Consider the following 17,030-nt stretch of genomic DNA (forward strand, 5'->3'; position numbering starts at 1 on the left):
AGCTTAAAACAGCGGTGGCCTCCCCCTGAGGGAAGGCCACCGCAGACACCGAAAATTATTCGGAGATGGTCTGTGCTGCAGCACCACCAGCAGGTGCGTAACCTGCTGCTTCAGCTGATTCCTTGGTGTCGAACCAAATCTCAGCCTGGGTGTTTGCATACCAGCGTGAGCCGGGTACGTGGTACTTCATGGAGTCAGCGTTGCCCTTGATCTCGAAGCCCTCGGGAGCTTCACCGGATTCCAGAGGAGCGTGTGCGCCTGCGGGCAGGTCAGAAGCCTGAGCTTCTTCTGCTACGGGAGCGGCAGCTGCTGCGGGAGCAGGGGTCTCTTCCTGAGCTGCTGCACTATCTGCAACCTTGGTTGCTTCGGAAACAGCTGCTGCGGTTGCTACGGGCTCCATGACCAGTTCGATAACGGCCATAGGAGCGTTATCGCCCTTGCGGTTACCGATCTTGGTGATGCGGGTGTAGCCACCGGGGCGTTCTGCCATTGCGGGTGCAATGACGGTGAACAGTTCGTGGACAACTGACTTGTTACCGATGGAGCGCAGGACGCGACGGCGAGCGGCGAGATCACCCTTCTTAGCGAAGGTAATCAGGCGCTCAGCGACCGGACGCATGCGCTTGGCCTTGGTAACGGTGGTGGTGATGCGCTTGTGCTCGAAGAGCTGCTGAGACAGGTTGTTCAGCATGATGCGCTCGTGGGTCGGTGATCCGCCGAGGCGGGGACCCTTAGTGGGAGTAGGCATATTAATTTCTCCTGGTAAGCCGTTCCTCAAGCCGTCAGGCTAGTGGAACCAAAGATGTTTGACTGGTGTAACGCGGGTGCGTTGACTGCCGGTGTCTTAGTAGTCGCTGCCGTAGCTGTCGTCGTCCTGCAGGCGGGCTGAGAGATCCATACCGGCGGGTGAGTCCTTGAGGGACAGGCCGAGCTCGGTGAGCTTTGCCTTGACTTCGTCGATGGACTTGGCACCGAAGTTACGGATGTCCATGAGGTCAGCTTCGCTGCGGGTCACGAGCTCACCCACGGTGTGGATGCCCTCGCGCTTGAGGCAGTTGTAGGAGCGGACGGTCATGTCCAGGTCTTCGATGGGCAGAGCCAGGTCTGCGGCCATTGACTCGTCAGCGGGTGACGGGCCAACTTCGATACCTTCAGCGGCAGTGTTGAGTTCACGGGCAAGGCCGAAGAGCTCAACGAGGGTGTTACCTGCTGATGCGACTGCGTCGCGGGGAGCAATTGCTTCCTTGGTTTCGACGTCCAGGGTAAGGGAGTCGAAGTCGGTGCGCTGCTCAACACGGGTTGCGCTAACGCGGAAGGTGACCTTCAGGACGGGTGAGTAGATGGAGTCAACCGGGATACGGCCGATCTCTGCATCACCTGACTTGTTCTGGGCTGCCGAGACGTAGCCACGGCCGCGTTCGATGGTCAGTTCTGCGTTGAAGTTTGCGCGGTTGTTGAGGGTTGCGATGTGCAGATCCGGGTTGTGGATCTCGACGCCTGCGGGCACCTCAATGTCGGCTGCGGTGAGCTCACCTTCGCCCTGCTTGCGCAGGTAAGCGATAACGGGTTCGTCGTTCTCAGATGAGATGGAGAGCTTCTTGATGTTCAAGATGATCTCGGTGACGTCCTCGGTCACACCTTCTACGGTGCTGAATTCGTGCAGCACACCGTCGATGCGGATGCTGGTTACAGCGGCACCGGGGATTGATGAGAGAAGGGTGCGACGGAGGGAGTTACCCAGGGTGTAGCCGAAGCCGGGTTCGAGGGGCTCGATGGTGAAGCGTGAACGGTTTTCCGATACATGTTCTTCACGTAGGATGGGGCGCTGTGCAATGAGCACTATGTTTCCTTTCGGTGAGCATCCGCTATATGAGCTCACAGGTTGGGAAAAACGAGTGAGGAAGCAGACGAAGCAGTCTGTTCATTGATCGGCTACCGTGAGGTGGCCAATCGCCCGATGTTCGGGACGCGTCTAGACAGCGAGGTTTAGACGTGGCGGCGCTTCGGGGGACGGCAACCGTTGTGGGCAACGGGGGTGACGTCCTGGATGGAGCCAACCTCGAGGCCGGTAGCCTGGAGTGAGCGGATAGCGGTTTCGCGACCGGGGCCGGGGCCCTTAACGAAAACGTCTACCTTGCGGACACCGTGCTCCTGAGCGCGCTTTGCAGCGGTCTCAGCGGCCATCTGAGCTGCGTAGGGGGTTGACTTACGTGAACCCTTGAAGCCCATTTCACCTGCGGATGACCAGGAGATAACCGCACCTGAAGGATCGGTGATCGATACGATGGTGTTGTTAAAGGTTGACTTGATGTGTGCCTGACCGGCAACAATGTTCTTGGAAACCTTGCGGCGGCCGGTTCGTTTGGCCGCTGCGCGAGTCTTGGGAGGCATTTTTGATTCTCCTACAAAGTTTTGGTGGAAGTGTTGGCCTTACGCGATGTGTAAGACTGAGACAACACTGTTTACTTCTTCTTACCGGCGACGGTACGCTTGGGGCCCTTGCGGGTACGAGCGTTGGTCTTGGTGCGCTGGCCGTGTACGGGAAGGCCACGGCGGTGACGCAGACCCTGGTAGCTACCGATTTCTACCTTGCGGCGGATATCAGCAGCAACCTCGCGGCGAAGGTCACCTTCAACCTTGTAGTTGCCTTCGATGAAGTCACGAAGTGCTACGAGCTGTGAGTCGTCAAGGTCCTTGACGCGGGTGTTGGGGTCAACACCGGTTGCAGCTAGCGCTTCTTTTGCACGGGTCTTGCCCACGCCGTAGATGTAAGTAAGAGCAATTTCCACGCGCTTTTCGCGGGGAATATCGACTCCAGCGAGACGTGCCATGGGGCGTTCTCCTTGTTTTCGCAGAGGTCTGTGACATCACTGCCCGGTTGTTCCGGTCCCCGGCCTCTGTGCCCGAGGGTATCCTGATTGCTCAGGAGCGGTGCCATTTTCTGTCTGCCACCGGTGAGGGTGGACTTTTCTCAGCTGTCCTGGGTGTTAGCCCTGGCGCTGCTTGTGGCGCGGGTTTTCGCAGATCACCATGACCACACCGTGACGGCGGATCACTTTGCACTTGTCGCAGATCGGCTTAACGCTCGGCTTGACCTTCATCGCATTCCTTTGCGTTGATGTTTCAGCTAATGCTTTGGACGGGCGGGGTAAGAGGTTCTGTGTCCGGTTGCCCGGTGGTAGAACTGTTTACCCCTTTTACACGGCGTAAACGCCGCATAGTGCGACGTTTGCCTTTGTGTTTACTTGTAGCGGTAGACGATACGACCGCGTGAGAGGTCGTAGGGGCTCAGCTCCACTACTACTCGGTCCTCAGGCAGGATTCGAATGTAGTGCTGACGCATCTTGCCTGAGATGTGTGCCAGTACTTTGTGTCCGTTGTCCAGCTCAACGCGGAATGATGCGTTGGGCAGTGCTTCGACCACGGTACCTTCGATCTCGATGACGCCGTCTTTCTTGGCCATATCCTCCGCTTTACGTTCGTGCCCATTTTTGTGTGGGCAGTTGGTAGTATTTTTTCTGCGTTCGGGGCTTGTTCTCAAGGGGTGAGCTTGGCTCCGCATGCGCGCAAACGCTTGGCACAGACAACCAACAATCTAATATACGGCAAATGCCCCAGAAAGTTAACGGTTTCCTCAAAACATAATGAGGTTCACATTAACTCGCTGGGGCTTTGTTGCTGTTGTGGTTCTTGCGTGAAGCGGACACAAGATGATGAAGGAGCAGTCCCCGTATGCCTTCAACTTATTAGCTTGGGCATACTCCTATGCTGGCTGGGATTTATTCTGCTGGTGGCCTGCCCCGTCTGCTGGCTTGGCTGGCGTTTAGGGGGCAGACGGGGCGCACAAGCAAGAAGAGGAACTTATATACTCTTAGTCCTCTTTGGCGGCTAGCTGGCCGCATGCTCCGTCGATATCGCTACCGCGTGTGTCGCGCACGGTGGTGGGAATGCCATGGGCGCGGAGGCGCTCAACAAAGTTCTGTTCAACGCCCTTGCGTGATGCTGTCCATTTGGAGCCGGGGGTGGGGTTGAGGGGGATGGGGTTGACGTGGACCCAGCCCCGGCCGCGCTGGGCCAGTTTCTTACCGAGGAGGTCCGCGCGCCAGCCCTGGTCGTTGATGTCGCGAATGAGTGCGTACTCGATGGAGATACGGCGGCCTGTGGTCCGGTAGTAGTCGTAGGCCGCGTCGAGGGTTTCGTCGACTTTCCAGCGCTGGTTGATGGGGATCAGTTCGTCACGAAGTTCATCATCTGGGGCGTGCAGAGACAGCGCCAGGGTGATGGGGAGTTTTTCGAGTTCAAATTTGCGGATACCGGGGACTAGTCCAACGGTAGACATGGTGATGCCCCGTGCTGAGATTCCTAGGCCTTCGGGGGCCGGATCGATGAGGCGGTGGACGGCCCCCATGGTTGCCTTATAGTTGGCGAGGGCTTCGCCCATGCCCATGAAGACGATGTTGGAGACGCGCAGGGGGCGGGTGTTTTCGGAGCCGCCTTCGGCCTCTTCAAGGCCCTTCATTTCTTTCAGGTAACGGGCACCGGCTACAACCTGCTCCACGATTTCGGCGGTGGAAAGGTTTCGGGTGAGACCCTGCTGGCCGGTGGCGCAGAAGGGGCAGTTCATACCGCAGCCTGCCTGCGATGAGATACACATGGTAACGCGGTTTTCGTAGCGCATGATCACAGACTCCACCAGTGCTCCGTCAAAGAGGCGGTGAACTACTTTGAGAGTGTCACCGCCATCTGCTTCGAGAGTACGCACGGTGGTCAGAAGCTGGGGCATGGCTTCTGCGACCATTGTATCGCGTTCGGCAGCGGGTAGGTCGGTCATCTGCTCGGGGTCAGTAACCAGGCGTTCAAAGTAGTGCTTGGAGAGTTGGGCGGCGCGGAAGGGCTTGTAGCCCAGTTCTTCCAGAAAGGCGCGGCGGCCTGCCATGTCGAAGTCAGCGATGTGGCGCGGGGGCTTGCCGCGGCGAGGGGCCTTGAGGATGATTTGCCCCGGCTCTGGTCTGGCGCTGGAGATTTCCAGGGGGACGCTAATCGTTTCAGTCATAAAGTCTATGCTTTCGGTGAGGGGTGGGGGCTAGCGGCCTTTCCCCGGTGAAATGGTTCGTTTCTGATGCTCGGAGCGGCGGGTAATCCAAAGGTTCTGAGGGTGCCGCGCCTTCGGGATGAATTCTTAGGCAGGAATGGGCTTTACCGTAACACCGAGCTTGGAGAGTTCGGAGGCTCCGCCGTCTTCGGCGGTAAGGACCCAAATACCGTCTGAGTGGATCGCCACGGAGTGCTCCCATTGGCAGGCATCTCCCCCATCAAGAGTTTTGATGGTCCAGTCATCTTCGAGGGTGACGGTTTCAATGCCGCCGGTGACCAGCATGGGCTCAATCGCTAGGGCCATTCCTTTTTTGAGGCGGGGGCCCAGGTCACGAGCGGCGTAATTGAGTACGTCTGGGGCCATGTGCATGGAAGTGCCAATTCCGTGGCCTACAAAGTCTTCGATGATCCCGTACTTGTCGCCGGTTTCTTGGCGAACAAAGTTTTCAATGGCGAAACCAATTTCACCGACTTTTTTGGCTCTTGCGGCAGCGGCAATGCCCTGCCAGAGAGCCGCGCGGGTGATCTCAGAGAGCTCGCGGCGGGCATCGGATACGGTTTTCCCGACCAGGACGGTTCGGGCGGAGTCGCCGTGCCAGGTGGTTCCACGGTCGTCCTGAACGGTTGCGCCGCCGTCAATGGAGATAATGTCACCTTCAGCTAAGACCCGGTCACCGGGGATCCCGTGGACCACTTGGTCGTTGACGGAGGTACAGATAGTTGCCGGGTAGTCGTAGTAGCCCAGGAAGTTAGACCCGGCCCCGTGTTCGGCGAGTACCTTCCGGAAGACCCGGTCAAGCTCTGCGGTGGTCACACCGGGTAGGGCTGCGGCAACGGCAGCATCTAAGGCGCGGGAGGTGATAACACCGGCTCGGGCCATCTCAGCTAGTTGACGGTCGGTTTTGTACTCTATGCGGCGCATGTGTCTCTTTCAGGGCTGTATGGGGCTTGTGGTAAATGCCAAGGCTACACCAGTGTGCGTTAAAGTGCTGTGCCCCCGCAATGACCGGGGGCACAGGTGGGTCGGTAGGCTCTACTTAAGAGCATCCATGATGCGGGCGGTAACCTCATCGATCTCGCCCAGACCGTTGACTTCTGAAACCAGCTGACGCTCGGTGTAGATTTCAAGCAGCGGAGCGGTTTCTTCTTGGTAGACCTTCAGGCGGTGGCGGATGACCTCTTCGTTATCATCTGAGCGACCTTCTTTAGCGGCCCGACCCAGCAGACGCTGAACCAGTTCGTCGTTATCTGCAACCAGGAGCAGAACACGGTCAATTTTCTGGCCCATGTCAGCAAGAATTGAGTCGAGTTCAGCAACCTGAGCGGTATTTCGGGGGTAGCCGTCCAGCAGGAAGCCCTGGGCGGTATCGTCTTCAGCCAGACGAGCGCGTACCATACGGTTGGTTACCGAGTCTGGAACCAGGTTGCCTGAGTCAATGTAGCTCTTTGCTTCTTGGCCCAGGTCGGTAGCTTCCTTAATATTCTTGCGGAAGATGTCGCCGGTAGAGATAGCGGGAATGTTCAGTTTTTCAGCGATTTTGACGGCCTGAGTGCCTTTGCCGGCACCGGGAGGGCCGATGATGAGCAAGCGGTTCATCGGAGCAGTCCTTCGTAGTTGCGTTGTTGGAGCTGGGCGTCGATCTGCTTGATAGTATCAAGACCAACGCCGATAACGATCAGCAGTGAGGCACCGCCGAGCGGGAAATTTTGGTTGGCACCAAAGAGCACAAATGCAATCAGTGGAATCAGGGCCAAGAGTGCTACATAGATAGCGCCCGGTAGAGTGATGCGGTTCAGGACGTAGCTCAGGTACTCCTGGGTTGGTCGCCCTGCACGGATACCGGGAATGAAGCCGCCGTACTTCTTCATATTGTCTGCTACTTCCTCGGTGTCAAAGGTGATTGAGACATAGAAATAGGCGAAGCCAAGGATCATCAGGAAGTAGAGAACCATGTAAAGCGGTTTGTCCCCCATGGTTAGGTTGGCCTTGACCCAGTTGACCCATTCCGGTGGTGCAGAGCCATCGGAAGGAGTATTGAACTGAGCGAGCAAACCGGGAACCATCAGCATGGATGATGCAAAGATGATGGGGATAACACCGGCCATATTGACTTTAAGGGGAATATAGGTGGTTGTTCCCCCGATAGTGCGGCGACCAATCATACGCTTAGCATACTGAACCGGGATACGACGCTGGGACTGTTCTACAAAGACCACAGCAACGATCAGGACCAGGCCAACTGCAATGACAGCTGAGAAGATGCCCCAACCTTGCGCCTGTAAAATAGCGCCAAATGCACCGGGGAAGGAAGCAGCAATAGATGTAAAGATCAGCAGGGACATACCGTTGCCCACGCCCTTCTCGGTGATCTGTTCGCCCAGCCACATGACGACGCCGGTACCGGCTGTCAGGGTGGTGATAATCAGAAGAATGTTGAGAAAACCGTCCTCGGGAATTACCGGCAGGGTGCACCCTTGCAGCAGCATGCCCGAACGAGCCAGTGAAACGATGGTTGTGGCGTTCAGCAGAGCCAGCAAGATAGTCAGATAGCGAGTGTACTGGGTGAGTTTAGTCTGCCCCTGCGCGCCTTCCTCATGGAGTTGCTGGAACCGGGGAATCACCACGCGCAGCAGCTGCACAATAATACTGGCGGTAATGTATGGCATAACACCCAGGGCAAAAATCGAGAGCTGAAGCAGCGCGCCACCGCTAAAGAGGTTAATCATGTCGTAGATACCACCGCTTGCGGTGATGGTATTGAGGCACTGCTGGACGTTTCCGTAGGAAACACCGGGGGCGGGGATAAAGACGCCCAACCGGTAAATCACGATAATTCCCAGGGTGAACAGCAGCTTGTTACGCAGGTCAGGCGTCTTAAAGGCCCGTCCGAAAGCGGTCAGCACATGTCCTCCTGTGAGACAAAAGTTTTGGTAGCCCTTCTTTCCTGGCCGAAGCCAGAAGACGGAGCTTTTACACAATCTTCTACAGTTTAGCGCTTAATCTTAATTATTTCGCGGTCACGCTGTGTGGCCAGCCCTATACCCAGGCTTTTCAGTGTTGATATTCTGGCTTCGCTCCCCCACCCCAGCTTTCCAGCAGATGAGACCGGACCCTGTAGAAGGCATTAAAAGAAGGGCTCCCCTCACGGTGACGTGAGAGGAGCCCGACCGGTTAACCCGGTGAGTCCAAAGACTACTTGACGGTTACAGAACCGCCAGCAGCTTCGATCTTAGCCTTAGCTGATTCGGAAACCTTATCAACGGTTACCTTGTAGGCTACTGAAACTTCGCCGGTACCCAGAACCTTAACCAGCTCGTTCTTGCGAACGGCGCCAGCTGCTACCAGTGCGTCAACGGTGATGTCGCCGCCCTGAGGGAACAGTTCCGCAATACGGTCCAGGTTAACAACCTGGTACTCGGTACGGAAGGGGTTCTTGAAGCCGCGGAGCTTGGGAAGGCGCATGTGCAGCGGAAGCTGACCACCTTCAAAGCCCGCACGGACCTGGTAACGAGCCTTGGTACCCTTGGTACCGCGACCTGCGGTCTTACCCTTTGAGCCTTCACCGCGGCCTACGCGGGTCTTTGCCTTATGGGCACCCGGAGCCGGGCGCAGATCGTGAATCTTGATAGCGTCGTTATTTTCTACTGCCATCTTTACTTGACCTCCTCAACCTGAACCAGGTGAGCTACGGTGTTGACCATGCCGCAGGTGACGGGGTCAGCAGTGCGAACAACCTTGTTACCGGGGCGCTTGAGGCCCAGGGAACGAAGGGTGTCGCGCATGTTCTGCTTTTCGCCAACGTAGGACTTGATCTGGGTGATTTCCAGCTTTGCATCGCTGGGCTGAATACGCTTGCCGGACATTAGGCACCTGCCTTTTCAGACTGAGCGACACGCAAGAAGCCGGGGATAACCTCGTCCTGGGGAAGACCACGGCGTGCTGCAACTGCAACGGGCTCTTCGAGCTGACGCAGTGCATCGATGGTCGCGTGGACAATGTTGATCTGGTTCGAGGAACCGAGTGACTTGGACAGAACATCGTGGATGCCTGCTGCCTCAAGTACGGCACGAACGGGACCACCAGCGATAATACCGGTACCAGCGGTAGCGGGGCGGAGCATAACTACGCCTGCTGCTGCTTCACCCTGAACGCGGTGAGGAATGGTGCGACCTTCAATACGGGGTACGCGGAAGAAGTTCTTCTTAGCTTCTTCAACACCCTTAGAGATGGCCGCAGGAACTTCCTTAGCCTTACCGTAGCCGACGCCAACCATACCGTTACCGTCACCAACAACGACAAGTGCGGTGAAGCTGAAGCGACGACCACCCTTGACGACCTTGGAGACGCGGTTGATGGTGACAACGCGCTCGATGAACTTGTCCTTCTCTTCTTCGCGGCCGCGGTTGCCACGGCGATCACCACGGTTACCACGGCGGTCGCCACGCTCGTTACGGCGGGCTTCGCGCTTCTCGGAAGTTTCAGCGGTAGCTTCTGCGCTTGCTTCAGTCACCTGAGTTTCCTTTTCATTTACAGTCTGCTCGCTCATTAGAGTGCCAGACCTCCTTCGCGTGCGCCTTCTGCAACTGCTGCGACACGGCCGTGGTACTTGTTACCACCGCGGTCGAAGACAACTGCCTCGATGCCTGCCGCCTTGGCACGCTCGGCGACGAGTTCGCCCACGCGCTTTGCCTTAGCGGTCTTGTCTAGCTCTGCGGAGCGCAGCTCAGCCTCCATGGTGGATGCTGATGCAAGGGTTACGCCCTTGGTGTCGTCAATGACCTGAACGAACATGTGACGAGCTGAGCGGGTAACAGACAGACGAGGACGTGCTGCGGTACCTGAAACGTACTTGCGAACGCGTGCGTGACGGCGTGCGCGCTGTGCTGACTTAGTCTTTACAGCCATTGTTACTTACCAGCCTTTCCGACCTTGCGACGGATCTGCTCGCCTGCAAAGCGAACACCCTTACCCTTGTAGGGATCGGGCTTACGCAGACCGCGAATGTTAGCTGCAACCTGGCCAACCTGCTGCTTGCTGATACCGGAAACGGTCAGCTTGTTAGCGCCCTCCACAGCGAATGAGATACCTTCAGGTGCCTTAACGGTGATGGGGTGTGAGTAGCCAAGTGCGAACTCGAGGTCGGAACCCTTTGCGGTTACACGGTAACCGGTACCAACGATTTCGAGCTTCTTGGTGTAGCCTTCGGTGACACCGATGATCATGTTCTGAATCAGGGTGCGGGTCAGGCCGTGCAGAGAGCGTGAATCGCGCTCATCGTTCGGGCGGGTGACGGTGAGTACACCGTCTTCGAGAGTGACCTCGATGGGGGCTGCGACTTCGTGAGTCAGCTCGCCCTTTGAACCCTTAACGGCAACAAGGTTGCCGTCGATTTTTACCTCAACGCCGGCAGGAACCGAGATGGGGAGACGTCCAATACGTGACATTCTTCTTCCTTTCTCTTCTTACCGACTACCAGATGTAAGCGACGACTTCGCCGCCAACACCCTTCTTCGCAGCCTGCTTGTCAGTAAGCAGACCTGAAGAGGTTGACAGGATTGCGATACCGAGGCCACCGTGTACCTGAGGAAGGTTGGTGGACTTTGCGTATACACGCAGACCCGGCTTGGAAATACGGCGAACGCCAACAATGGAACGCTCGCGTGAGGGGCCGAATTTCAGTTCGAGGGTCAGAGTCTTACCGACTCGTGCTTCCTCTTCCTTGAAGTCAGCGATGTAGCCTTCAGCTTTGAGGATCTCGGCGATGCGAGCCTTCAGCTTGGAGTAAGGCATTGAAACGGAGTCGTGATGTGCTGAGTTTGCGTTGCGCAAACGGGTCAGCATATCTGCGACAGGATCTGTCATAGTCATGGTGGGCTGAGCCCTTCCTCGTTATGGTTTCCTCACCTGAGTACAGGTGCGGACCTATAACGTAGTCGTTACTGAGTCTTGAACGGGAAACCGAGTGCTTTGAGAAGCGCACGGCCTTCATCGTCGGTCTTTGCGGTGGTAACCACGGTGATGTCCATGCCGCGTACACGGTCAATGGAATCCTGGTCGATTTCGTGGAACATTGACTGTTCGGTCAAACCGAAGGTGTAGTTACCGTTACCGTCGAACTGGCGATCCGAGAGGCCGCGGAAGTCGCGGATACGGGGAAGAGCCAGGGTGACCAGGCGGTCGAGGAATTCCCACATGCGGTCGCCACGGAGAGTGACGTGCGCACCGATGGGCTGGCCTTCGCGCAGCTTGAACTGTGCGATGGACTTCTTCGCGCGGGTAACGAGAGGCTTCTGACCGGTGATTGCGGTGAGGTCGCGGATAGCACCATCCATGAGCTTCGCGTCCTTGGCAGCTTCACCAACACCCATGTTAACGACGACCTTAACGATCTTCGGTGCCTGCATGACGTTCTCGTACTTGAACTCTTCTTGCAGGGCGGGGGTGACTACTTCGTTGAACTTCGTCTTGAAACGAGGGGTAATCTTTGCTTCGGTCATTAGATGTCCTTACCCGAGCTCTTGGCAACGCGAACGCGAACAGTGCGCTCCTTGCCATTGCGCTCTACGGTCTCGAGGCGGTAACCAACGCGGGTCGGCTTCTTGGTCTCGGGATCAACGATTGCAACGTTAGAAACGTGAATCGGAGCCTCAACCTTTTCAATGCCACCAGCTTCGCCGGTCATGGGGTTAGCCTTGTTGTGCTTGGTGATGATTTTTACGCCTTCAACCAGCACGCGCTCGGTCTTAGGGAATACCTTAAGAACCTTGCCCTGCTTACCCTTATCTGCACCTGAAATAACCTGTACCAGGTCACCAGACTTGATTTTAGCCATGAGTTAGAGCACCTCCGGAGCAAGTGAAATGATCTTCATGAACTTCTTGTCGCGCAGTTCGCGGCCAACAGGTCCGAAGATACGGGTGCCACGGGGGTCACCATCGGTGTTCTTGAGAATTACTGCTGAATTCTCGTCGAACTTGATGTAGGAGCCGTCGGGACGACGAACTTCCTTCTTGGTGCGGACGACAACTGCCTTAACAACGTCGCCCTTCTTTACGGTACCGCCGGGGATTGCGTCCTTGACGGTTGCGACGATGATGTCGCCAATGCCTGCGTAACGACGCTTTGAGCCGCCGAGAACACGGATGGTTAGGATTTCCTTCGCACCGGTGTTGTCAGCAACCTTGAGTCGTGACTCCTGCTGAATCATATTTCTCCTGTCGTCTCGCCGGTTCCGACACGCGGTATAGGTTGCGAGCCAGCCTTGCGGAACATTTCTACGGGATGTTGACGCGCCGGTCTCTCATACCTGAAACAGGGTAGAGAGTTGGCGGACACGCCTAGGAATCAGTCATGCCCCGAGCATCTGGACCCGCGTGGTGAGCGGGCGAACCCCGCTGTGTGAGCGGCATTATGCTGTGGCACGAAAGAAACCGTGGTTATGTAGCTATAGGTAGCCACATAGGTTATCAACTTTACCACAGTTAATCAGCACTGAACAGCCCGCATTTAGGGCAGTGCGAGTGATTTAGGCTGTAGTCAGCCTGCACTCCTTTACTCAAGCCTGGTCGAAAATTTTTTGCAAGACTCCACCGAAGCTTTGGGGCTTGACCAAGTCAACATGTTCTTGGGCAACCTGAACCCACCCATAGTTAGCACAGTAGCTAGCCCAGCTTTCCGGCTCTAGCCCCTTCTCCTGGGAGCGCAGAGCTGATAAGAGAGTAGTAGAAGTAACGATAGGAGAAGGATCCCCCAAACGAACGAGTTCCATGGCCCTGTGGACCTGGTCGATACAGACGTTCAGTTCAGCATCCCCCAAGGATCCCAGCGCTGTATTGGTTCCCTCAAGTAGTTCAACTACCCTGCTTCTGGTGAGACCTGTTTCTGCAGTTTCTAGACCGCCCATTCGGACTAAAGCCTGCCATTTTTGATCTTCTGTTGGTGGCTTCTGCCTACGCCACAGTTCCTGCGGGTAGGCATCGAGGAGGATAAGCCGCCCAGGTGCCAGAGCTGCCTGCTCTAGCTGGTAGACCATCTCCTGGGCTACCATCCCTCCCAGTGACCAGCCCAGTAGGGTGAGCCCTTCTAGTTCTATACCGGCCTCATGAAGCACCCCAATATAGTCTCTAGCTAGTTGTTCAATACTGCCGGCACCAGGGGCCTGCGGGTCTCTGTAGGCCGCTGCTTGCAGGGCCCAGATTGGCTTCCGGGCAGGTAGATAGGGCAGGTAGGTGTGATAGCACCAGCCCAGCCCGCCAGCCGGGGGGACAAAAACAATATGGTTTTTCTGCTCTCTGTCCTGGCTCTGACGTAGGCTCAAAAGCGGTACGAAGTCATCAGCTTCGTTGCTCTCCAAGGCTTGGGCAAGTAGGCGGGGGGTGGGGTTTGTAAAGATTTGCGAGAATGAGCCTTTCTTCCCTGTCTGCCGCTCAAGGCTTGCCAAGAGGTTTAAGGCTGCTAGTGAATTACCGCCCTGCGCAAAAAAATCAGTATCGGGGCCAGCCTGGAAGCCCAGTAGGGTGCTATAAATAGCGCAGATTTCTTCCTCCAGAAGGCTCTTGACCTGACGACTAATTGTCGGTGACGGCTGATCGTGCTCGGCCTGCTCAAGGTAATAGTTTCTCAGGGATTTACGATCTATCTTGCCGTTAGGGGTCAAAGGCAATTCTTGGCCAAAGATCCACTGGTTGGGAATCATATAATCGGGGAGCTCTTGGCCGGTGTAGGCCGCGTAATCAGCAGGGTTGGTATCCGTGCACCCCTGCCTCAGTTCCACAAAAGCCACCAGGGCATCAAGGCGTTCGGGGAGGTAGAGAACAGCAACATTAGAGACATTCGGGTGTCCTGCCAGCACCGTCTCAATCTCGCCTAGATCCACCCGTTGGCCCCTGATCTTGACCTGGTTATCTGCCCTGCCCCGGTAGTAAACATTGCCCTGGCTATCCCAGTAGGCAAGGTCTCCGGTGCGGTAGGAAGGCTCTCCGGCGCAGTCCAGGTAGAAAGAGGCCTGACTTAGCTCCGGTCTTTGCAGATAGCCGCTTGCCACCTGCACACCGTGCAGATGCAATTCCCCCACTACCCCGGGGGGGCACTCTTGCCCGGCCAGGTCGCGGATAGAGAGGCCGGTATTCCACACCGGTCTGCCAATAGGCACCTGGCTGTATGAACTCCCGGGCAAAGCAGAAAAAGCTGTCACATCAATAGCTGCTTCGGTCGGGCCGTAAAAGTTATGGACCGGAGCCTGATAACGCCTATGAACCTGCAGGACACTTGAAGCTGGGAGCTGCTCACCAGAGCAAATAAAAGCTCGAGGGCCTTGCTTGCCGGCTTGAGGGCTATCCAGGAGTGCCAGAGAATCCAGATAGGCTGCTAGCATGCTGGGAACAAAATGTACAAGGTCGGCACCGCCTTGTTCCAAGATGCCGGCTAGGTACTGGGGGTCTCTATGCCCGCCAGGGGCAGCAACCACTACGGTGGCCCCCTGAGTCAGAGGCCAATAGAGTTCCCAGATATGCACGTCAAAAGAGATTGGGGTCTTATGCAGTACCCGCTCACCTTCCTCTAGCCTGAGCAGGTCTTGTTGCCAGGCAAGCCGGTTGGCTAGAGCTCCCGCGCTGGTGATGACTCCCTTGGGGCGGCCGGTAGAGCCAGAGGTAAAGAGGGCGTAAATATTTTCATGAGCTTGAAGGCTACTGCCCGCCCCTGCCTCTATCAGTTCTTCCGGGCCTAAAGCTACTGCTCGTTCGGTGAGCTCTTGCCAGCTCACCAGCTCAGATACCATTTGCCCTTCCAAAGGGGCCACACCAGGTCCCTGGCAGATAAGACTGGCTTGGGCGTCCTGGCACATGGAGCTGATCCTACCAGCGGGTAGGGCCGGGTCCAGGGGGAGGTAAACTGCCCCCAGATGCAAGAGAGCATAAAGCAAGATGAACTGCTCCAGGCCACGCTCAACCCGCAAGCCAACGGTATCCTGCCTGCTGACACCATAGCTTTGGAGAGCCCCTGCGTAGCGAAGGCTCAGGTCCGCTAGCTGCTGGTAGGTCAAAGTACGGTGACCAAATTCGGTCTCAGAGGAGCCGTAGGAATCATAGGGGGCCGCCTCAATGACCGCAAAATCTTCTGGCTGTCGCCGGCTAAATTCAAGAAAACGGGCAGCCAAGGGCTGGTAGTTCACATCATGGGCGGTCCTGTTAAACTCTTCCAGGGCAGTTCTTTCACTGGCCGTTGCCTGCTTTAATTGATCTAGCTCACCTCCACGCCCACACAGCTGAGCGTACTGTTCAAGCCAGCTAAGGATACGCTCACCATGCAAGTGACTTTCTTCTAGGCTGTAGAGAGCTGGGTTACAGTCTACTTCCAGGCTTAAGTCCGTCCCGGGTCTTGGCATTCCCCTTAGGCAGACAGTTATATTCTCAACCGGCCCTGCAAGCAGATTATGGATCCGGCCTGTGGTGCCACCACCAAAATCGAGCGCTGATTCAAAAGGAACAATATTGATCTGAGCCCCGGTCAGACGACCCCTACTAGCAGTTATTCTTTCCAGGTCCTCATAGCGTGCCAGGGGGTGCCCCTGGGCAAAGGCCATTTCCTGAGCAACTTTCTGGGCATGCTCCTTAACATCACCGCTCGCTGGGACCGCAAGAGGCAGGAGGTTGACAGCACTACAAAGGGTAAGCGCGCTAGCCTTGGAACCGGCAAGAGTACGGTTCATCAGAGGCACCGCAAGGCGGCTCACCTCGCTCCGAGCTGCCCTGGCTAGATACGAGCCTAAAGCAGCGGTCAGTAGCTGAGACCAGCCCACCCCGAAATCCTTACTGGCTTTAAGGAGGCTAGCTTGGAGCTGCTGGCTGACAGTGTGGCGTGAGCGGTAAGGCCTGAAGCTTGCCGGTGCCGTGGCCTGGGCAACTGAGGTATCGGCGCTGAGATCCTCTTCTGCCAGTTTCTTGATCCAGGCCTGCCTATCTTGGAGTGCCCGATCGGCTTGTTCTTGGCTCTGAATAGTCAATTCCGCTAGCGATGAGCGCTTACCGACTGTGCTCTGCCCGTGCATACCTTCCCGGTACAGTTGGGCCCAGCGGCCCAAAAGTGTGTGCACAGCGTAGCCGTCAGCTATCAGGTGATGGGCTGCGTGGTAGAGCCAGGTTCTCTGACCCATCTCAATGAGTACAGCATCTACCCCCTTGCCGTTAAACACGTCTAGGGGTTGCTGAGCTCGCTGATAACACCACTGGCTGACTGCCTCAAACTGATTCTGCTGTTCTGGTAAGCGGCAGTGCTCTATGAGCTCTCTCTGCTCTTGGTCCTCAGGTGTAGTCCGCGGTCTCCACTGAGGAGTGACCTGTTTACTTTTTAAACCCTGGGGGGCTTGTTTTATCTCTTCCTGGCAAAACTCTGCCCCTATAGCCTCATGTTCAGAATAAGCATCATGCAGGGCTGCTTCCAAAACCTGGTAGTCCAAGCTACCACTGATTTCAATGAGCTCAGCGGTGTTGTATCTGGGATTCTGCGGTTCTGCCGCCGTGGCGCAGTAGATGCCGACCATTGAGGCAGGTAGGTCATGCCACCGCTCAGCTCTCACCCTGCGTCGCCTCCATGAGGTAAGCCAAGGTTGGCTGAGCTATAAAGTCGGTAAATTCAAGCTGGTACCCCTTTTGGGCCAGGTCATCGAGCAGGAAAAAGACCCCCATAGAGTCCAAACCGGCCTCCAAGAGGTCTGCCTGCGGCTGTTCTTTGATACTTGCCTGATTTAGCTTGTCTCCCATCTGCTTGTGGAGCAGTTCCAGGAGTTCTTCTTGGGTCATGAGGGTAACCTTTCTATGATTAGCTGTTAATATTTCAAGGGCGCAGGAAGGCCGGGAACTCTATTGGCGCTCAGAGGAGGTGGGCACGAGGACCCTTACCTGGGCAGAGCACCTCTTGGCCAACTAGCGAATTTCCC

21 protein-coding genes are annotated in these 17,030 nt (G+C 56.4%); all 21 read right to left on the reverse strand.

The genetic code is table 11. From position 1 onward, the window contains the following. Positions 1-55 precede the first annotated feature (55 nt). The 21 genes from rplQ to ACN085_RS04665 all read right to left on the reverse strand — a co-directional run bounded on the left by rplQ (position 56) and on the right by ACN085_RS04665 (position 16,893). Entirely contained in the window at positions 56-748 is a 693-nt protein-coding gene (gene rplQ / locus ACN085_RS04565; protein ID WP_419099324.1) for a 50S ribosomal protein L17, read from the reverse strand. Positions 749-844: 96 nt separating this feature from the next. Then, entirely contained in the window at positions 845-1,840 is a 996-nt protein-coding gene (locus ACN085_RS04570; protein WP_419099323.1) for a DNA-directed RNA polymerase subunit alpha, read from the reverse strand. A 146-nt stretch (positions 1,841-1,986) separates the two neighbouring features. Beyond that, a complete protein-coding gene (rpsK, locus tag ACN085_RS04575) occupies positions 1,987-2,391 on the reverse strand; it encodes a 30S ribosomal protein S11 (RefSeq protein WP_083090739.1) in 405 nt (134 codons plus the stop codon). Between the two features lie 71 nt (positions 2,392-2,462). Further along, entirely contained in the window at positions 2,463-2,831 is a 369-nt protein-coding gene (gene rpsM / locus ACN085_RS04580) for a 30S ribosomal protein S13 (RefSeq protein WP_237202258.1), read from the reverse strand. Between the two features lie 156 nt (positions 2,832-2,987). Beyond that, positions 2,988-3,101, reverse strand: a complete 114-nt coding sequence (gene rpmJ / locus ACN085_RS04585) for a 50S ribosomal protein L36 (RefSeq protein WP_004005257.1) — start codon at positions 3,099-3,101, stop codon at positions 2,988-2,990. Between the two features lie 140 nt (positions 3,102-3,241). Beyond that, complete coding sequence (gene infA / locus ACN085_RS04590) at positions 3,242-3,463, reverse strand: translation initiation factor IF-1 (RefSeq protein ID WP_083090737.1); 222 nt, start codon at positions 3,461-3,463, stop codon at positions 3,242-3,244. Positions 3,464-3,871: 408 nt separating this feature from the next. Further along, the gene (rlmN, locus tag ACN085_RS04595; RefSeq protein ID WP_419099322.1) at positions 3,872-5,053 is read right to left on the reverse strand and encodes a 23S rRNA (adenine(2503)-C(2))-methyltransferase RlmN; all 1,182 of its coding nucleotides are present in this window, start codon (positions 5,051-5,053) and stop codon (positions 3,872-3,874) included. 126 nt (positions 5,054-5,179) lie between these two features. After that, positions 5,180-6,016 carry a type I methionyl aminopeptidase gene (gene map, locus ACN085_RS04600; RefSeq protein WP_419099321.1) on the reverse strand — a complete coding sequence of 279 codons (837 nt, stop codon included), beginning with the start codon at positions 6,014-6,016 and terminating at the stop codon, positions 5,180-5,182. A gap of 111 nt (positions 6,017-6,127) precedes the next feature. Then, entirely contained in the window at positions 6,128-6,691 is a 564-nt protein-coding gene (locus tag ACN085_RS04605; RefSeq protein ID WP_419099320.1) for an adenylate kinase, read from the reverse strand. After that, positions 6,688-7,998: a preprotein translocase subunit SecY gene (gene secY, locus ACN085_RS04610; RefSeq protein WP_419110767.1), complete on the reverse strand. Its 1,311-nt coding sequence runs from the start codon at positions 7,996-7,998 to the stop codon at positions 6,688-6,690. Before secY ends, ACN085_RS04605 begins: the two co-directional genes overlap by 4 nt. 289 nt (positions 7,999-8,287) lie before the next feature. Further along, complete coding sequence (gene rplO / locus ACN085_RS04615; protein ID WP_419099318.1) at positions 8,288-8,746, reverse strand: 50S ribosomal protein L15; 459 nt, start codon at positions 8,744-8,746, stop codon at positions 8,288-8,290. Positions 8,747-8,748: 2 nt separating this feature from the next. Beyond that, positions 8,749-8,958: a 50S ribosomal protein L30 gene (gene rpmD / locus ACN085_RS04620; RefSeq protein WP_419099317.1), complete on the reverse strand. Its 210-nt coding sequence runs from the start codon at positions 8,956-8,958 to the stop codon at positions 8,749-8,751. Beyond that, on the reverse strand, positions 8,958-9,641 hold the full coding sequence (gene rpsE / locus ACN085_RS04625; RefSeq protein WP_419099316.1) for a 30S ribosomal protein S5: 684 nt from the start codon (positions 9,639-9,641) through the stop codon (positions 8,958-8,960). The genes rpmD and rpsE overlap by 1 nt, the downstream gene beginning before the upstream one ends. Next, on the reverse strand, positions 9,641-10,000 hold the full coding sequence (rplR, locus tag ACN085_RS04630; RefSeq protein ID WP_419110768.1) for a 50S ribosomal protein L18: 360 nt from the start codon (positions 9,998-10,000) through the stop codon (positions 9,641-9,643). Before rplR ends, rpsE begins: the two co-directional genes overlap by 1 nt. Before the next feature lie 2 nt (positions 10,001-10,002). Then, a complete protein-coding gene (gene rplF, locus ACN085_RS04635; RefSeq protein WP_419104869.1) occupies positions 10,003-10,539 on the reverse strand; it encodes a 50S ribosomal protein L6 in 537 nt (178 codons plus the stop codon). Between the two features lie 25 nt (positions 10,540-10,564). Then, complete coding sequence (gene rpsH, locus ACN085_RS04640; protein WP_419099313.1) at positions 10,565-10,963, reverse strand: 30S ribosomal protein S8; 399 nt, start codon at positions 10,961-10,963, stop codon at positions 10,565-10,567. Between the two features lie 68 nt (positions 10,964-11,031). Then, entirely contained in the window at positions 11,032-11,592 is a 561-nt protein-coding gene (gene rplE / locus ACN085_RS04645; protein WP_135013744.1) for a 50S ribosomal protein L5, read from the reverse strand. Next, positions 11,592-11,927, reverse strand: coding sequence for a 50S ribosomal protein L24 (rplX, locus tag ACN085_RS04650; protein ID WP_419099312.1), 336 nt, complete (start codon positions 11,925-11,927; stop codon positions 11,592-11,594). Before rplX ends, rplE begins: the two co-directional genes overlap by 1 nt. Before the next feature lie 3 nt (positions 11,928-11,930). Further along, complete coding sequence (gene rplN, locus ACN085_RS04655) at positions 11,931-12,302, reverse strand: 50S ribosomal protein L14 (protein WP_135013742.1); 372 nt, start codon at positions 12,300-12,302, stop codon at positions 11,931-11,933. Positions 12,303-12,650: 348 nt separating this feature from the next. Further along, the gene (locus tag ACN085_RS04660; protein ID WP_419110769.1) at positions 12,651-16,670 is read right to left on the reverse strand and encodes an amino acid adenylation domain-containing protein; all 4,020 of its coding nucleotides are present in this window, start codon (positions 16,668-16,670) and stop codon (positions 12,651-12,653) included. Further along, positions 16,660-16,893, reverse strand: coding sequence for a phosphopantetheine-binding protein (locus tag ACN085_RS04665; RefSeq protein WP_419104868.1), 234 nt, complete (start codon positions 16,891-16,893; stop codon positions 16,660-16,662). The genes ACN085_RS04660 and ACN085_RS04665 overlap by 11 nt, the downstream gene beginning before the upstream one ends. Positions 16,894-17,030: the final 137 nt, after the last annotated feature.

The sequence above is a fragment of the Rothia sp. P4278 genome, from assembly GCF_048512945.1.
GTDB lineage: Bacteria > Actinomycetota > Actinomycetes > Actinomycetales > Micrococcaceae > Rothia.

What these genes read in the sequence shown, in the direction of transcription:
- rplQ (WP_419099324.1), bottom strand. Translation starts at nt 748, where the DNA reads ATGCCTACTCCCACTAAGGGTCCCCGCCTCGGCGGATCACCGACCCAC.
- rpsK (WP_083090739.1), bottom strand. Translation starts at nt 2,391, where the DNA reads ATGCCTCCCAAGACTCGCGCAGCGGCCAAACGAACCGGCCGCCGCAAG.
- rpsM (WP_237202258.1), bottom strand. Translation starts at nt 2,831, where the DNA reads ATGGCACGTCTCGCTGGAGTCGATATTCCCCGCGAAAAGCGCGTGGAA.
- rpmJ (WP_004005257.1), bottom strand. Translation starts at nt 3,101, where the DNA reads ATGAAGGTCAAGCCGAGCGTTAAGCCGATCTGCGACAAGTGCAAAGTG.
- infA (WP_083090737.1), bottom strand. Translation starts at nt 3,463, where the DNA reads ATGGCCAAGAAAGACGGCGTCATCGAGATCGAAGGTACCGTGGTCGAA.
- rlmN (WP_419099322.1), bottom strand. Translation starts at nt 5,053, where the DNA reads ATGACTGAAACGATTAGCGTCCCCCTGGAAATCTCCAGCGCCAGACCA.
- map (WP_419099321.1), bottom strand. Translation starts at nt 6,016, where the DNA reads ATGCGCCGCATAGAGTACAAAACCGACCGTCAACTAGCTGAGATGGCC.
- ACN085_RS04605 (WP_419099320.1), bottom strand. Translation starts at nt 6,691, where the DNA reads ATGAACCGCTTGCTCATCATCGGCCCTCCCGGTGCCGGCAAAGGCACT.
- rplO (WP_419099318.1), bottom strand. Translation starts at nt 8,746, where the DNA reads ATGGCAGTAGAAAATAACGACGCTATCAAGATTCACGATCTGCGCCCG.
- rpmD (WP_419099317.1), bottom strand. Translation starts at nt 8,958, where the DNA reads ATGTCCGGCAAGCGTATTCAGCCCAGCGATGCAAAGCTGGAAATCACC.
- rpsE (WP_419099316.1), bottom strand. Translation starts at nt 9,641, where the DNA reads ATGAGCGAGCAGACTGTAAATGAAAAGGAAACTCAGGTGACTGAAGCA.
- rplR (WP_419110768.1), bottom strand. Translation starts at nt 10,000, where the DNA reads ATGGCTGTAAAGACTAAGTCAGCACAGCGCGCACGCCGTCACGCACGC.
- rplF (WP_419104869.1), bottom strand. Translation starts at nt 10,539, where the DNA reads ATGTCACGTATTGGACGTCTCCCCATCTCGGTTCCTGCCGGCGTTGAG.
- rpsH (WP_419099313.1), bottom strand. Translation starts at nt 10,963, where the DNA reads ATGACTATGACAGATCCTGTCGCAGATATGCTGACCCGTTTGCGCAAC.
- rplE (WP_135013744.1), bottom strand. Translation starts at nt 11,592, where the DNA reads ATGACCGAAGCAAAGATTACCCCTCGTTTCAAGACGAAGTTCAACGAA.
- rplX (WP_419099312.1), bottom strand. Translation starts at nt 11,927, where the DNA reads ATGGCTAAAATCAAGTCTGGTGACCTGGTACAGGTTATTTCAGGTGCA.
- rplN (WP_135013742.1), bottom strand. Translation starts at nt 12,302, where the DNA reads ATGATTCAGCAGGAGTCACGACTCAAGGTTGCTGACAACACCGGTGCG.
- ACN085_RS04665 (WP_419104868.1), bottom strand. Translation starts at nt 16,893, where the DNA reads ATGACCCAAGAAGAACTCCTGGAACTGCTCCACAAGCAGATGGGAGAC.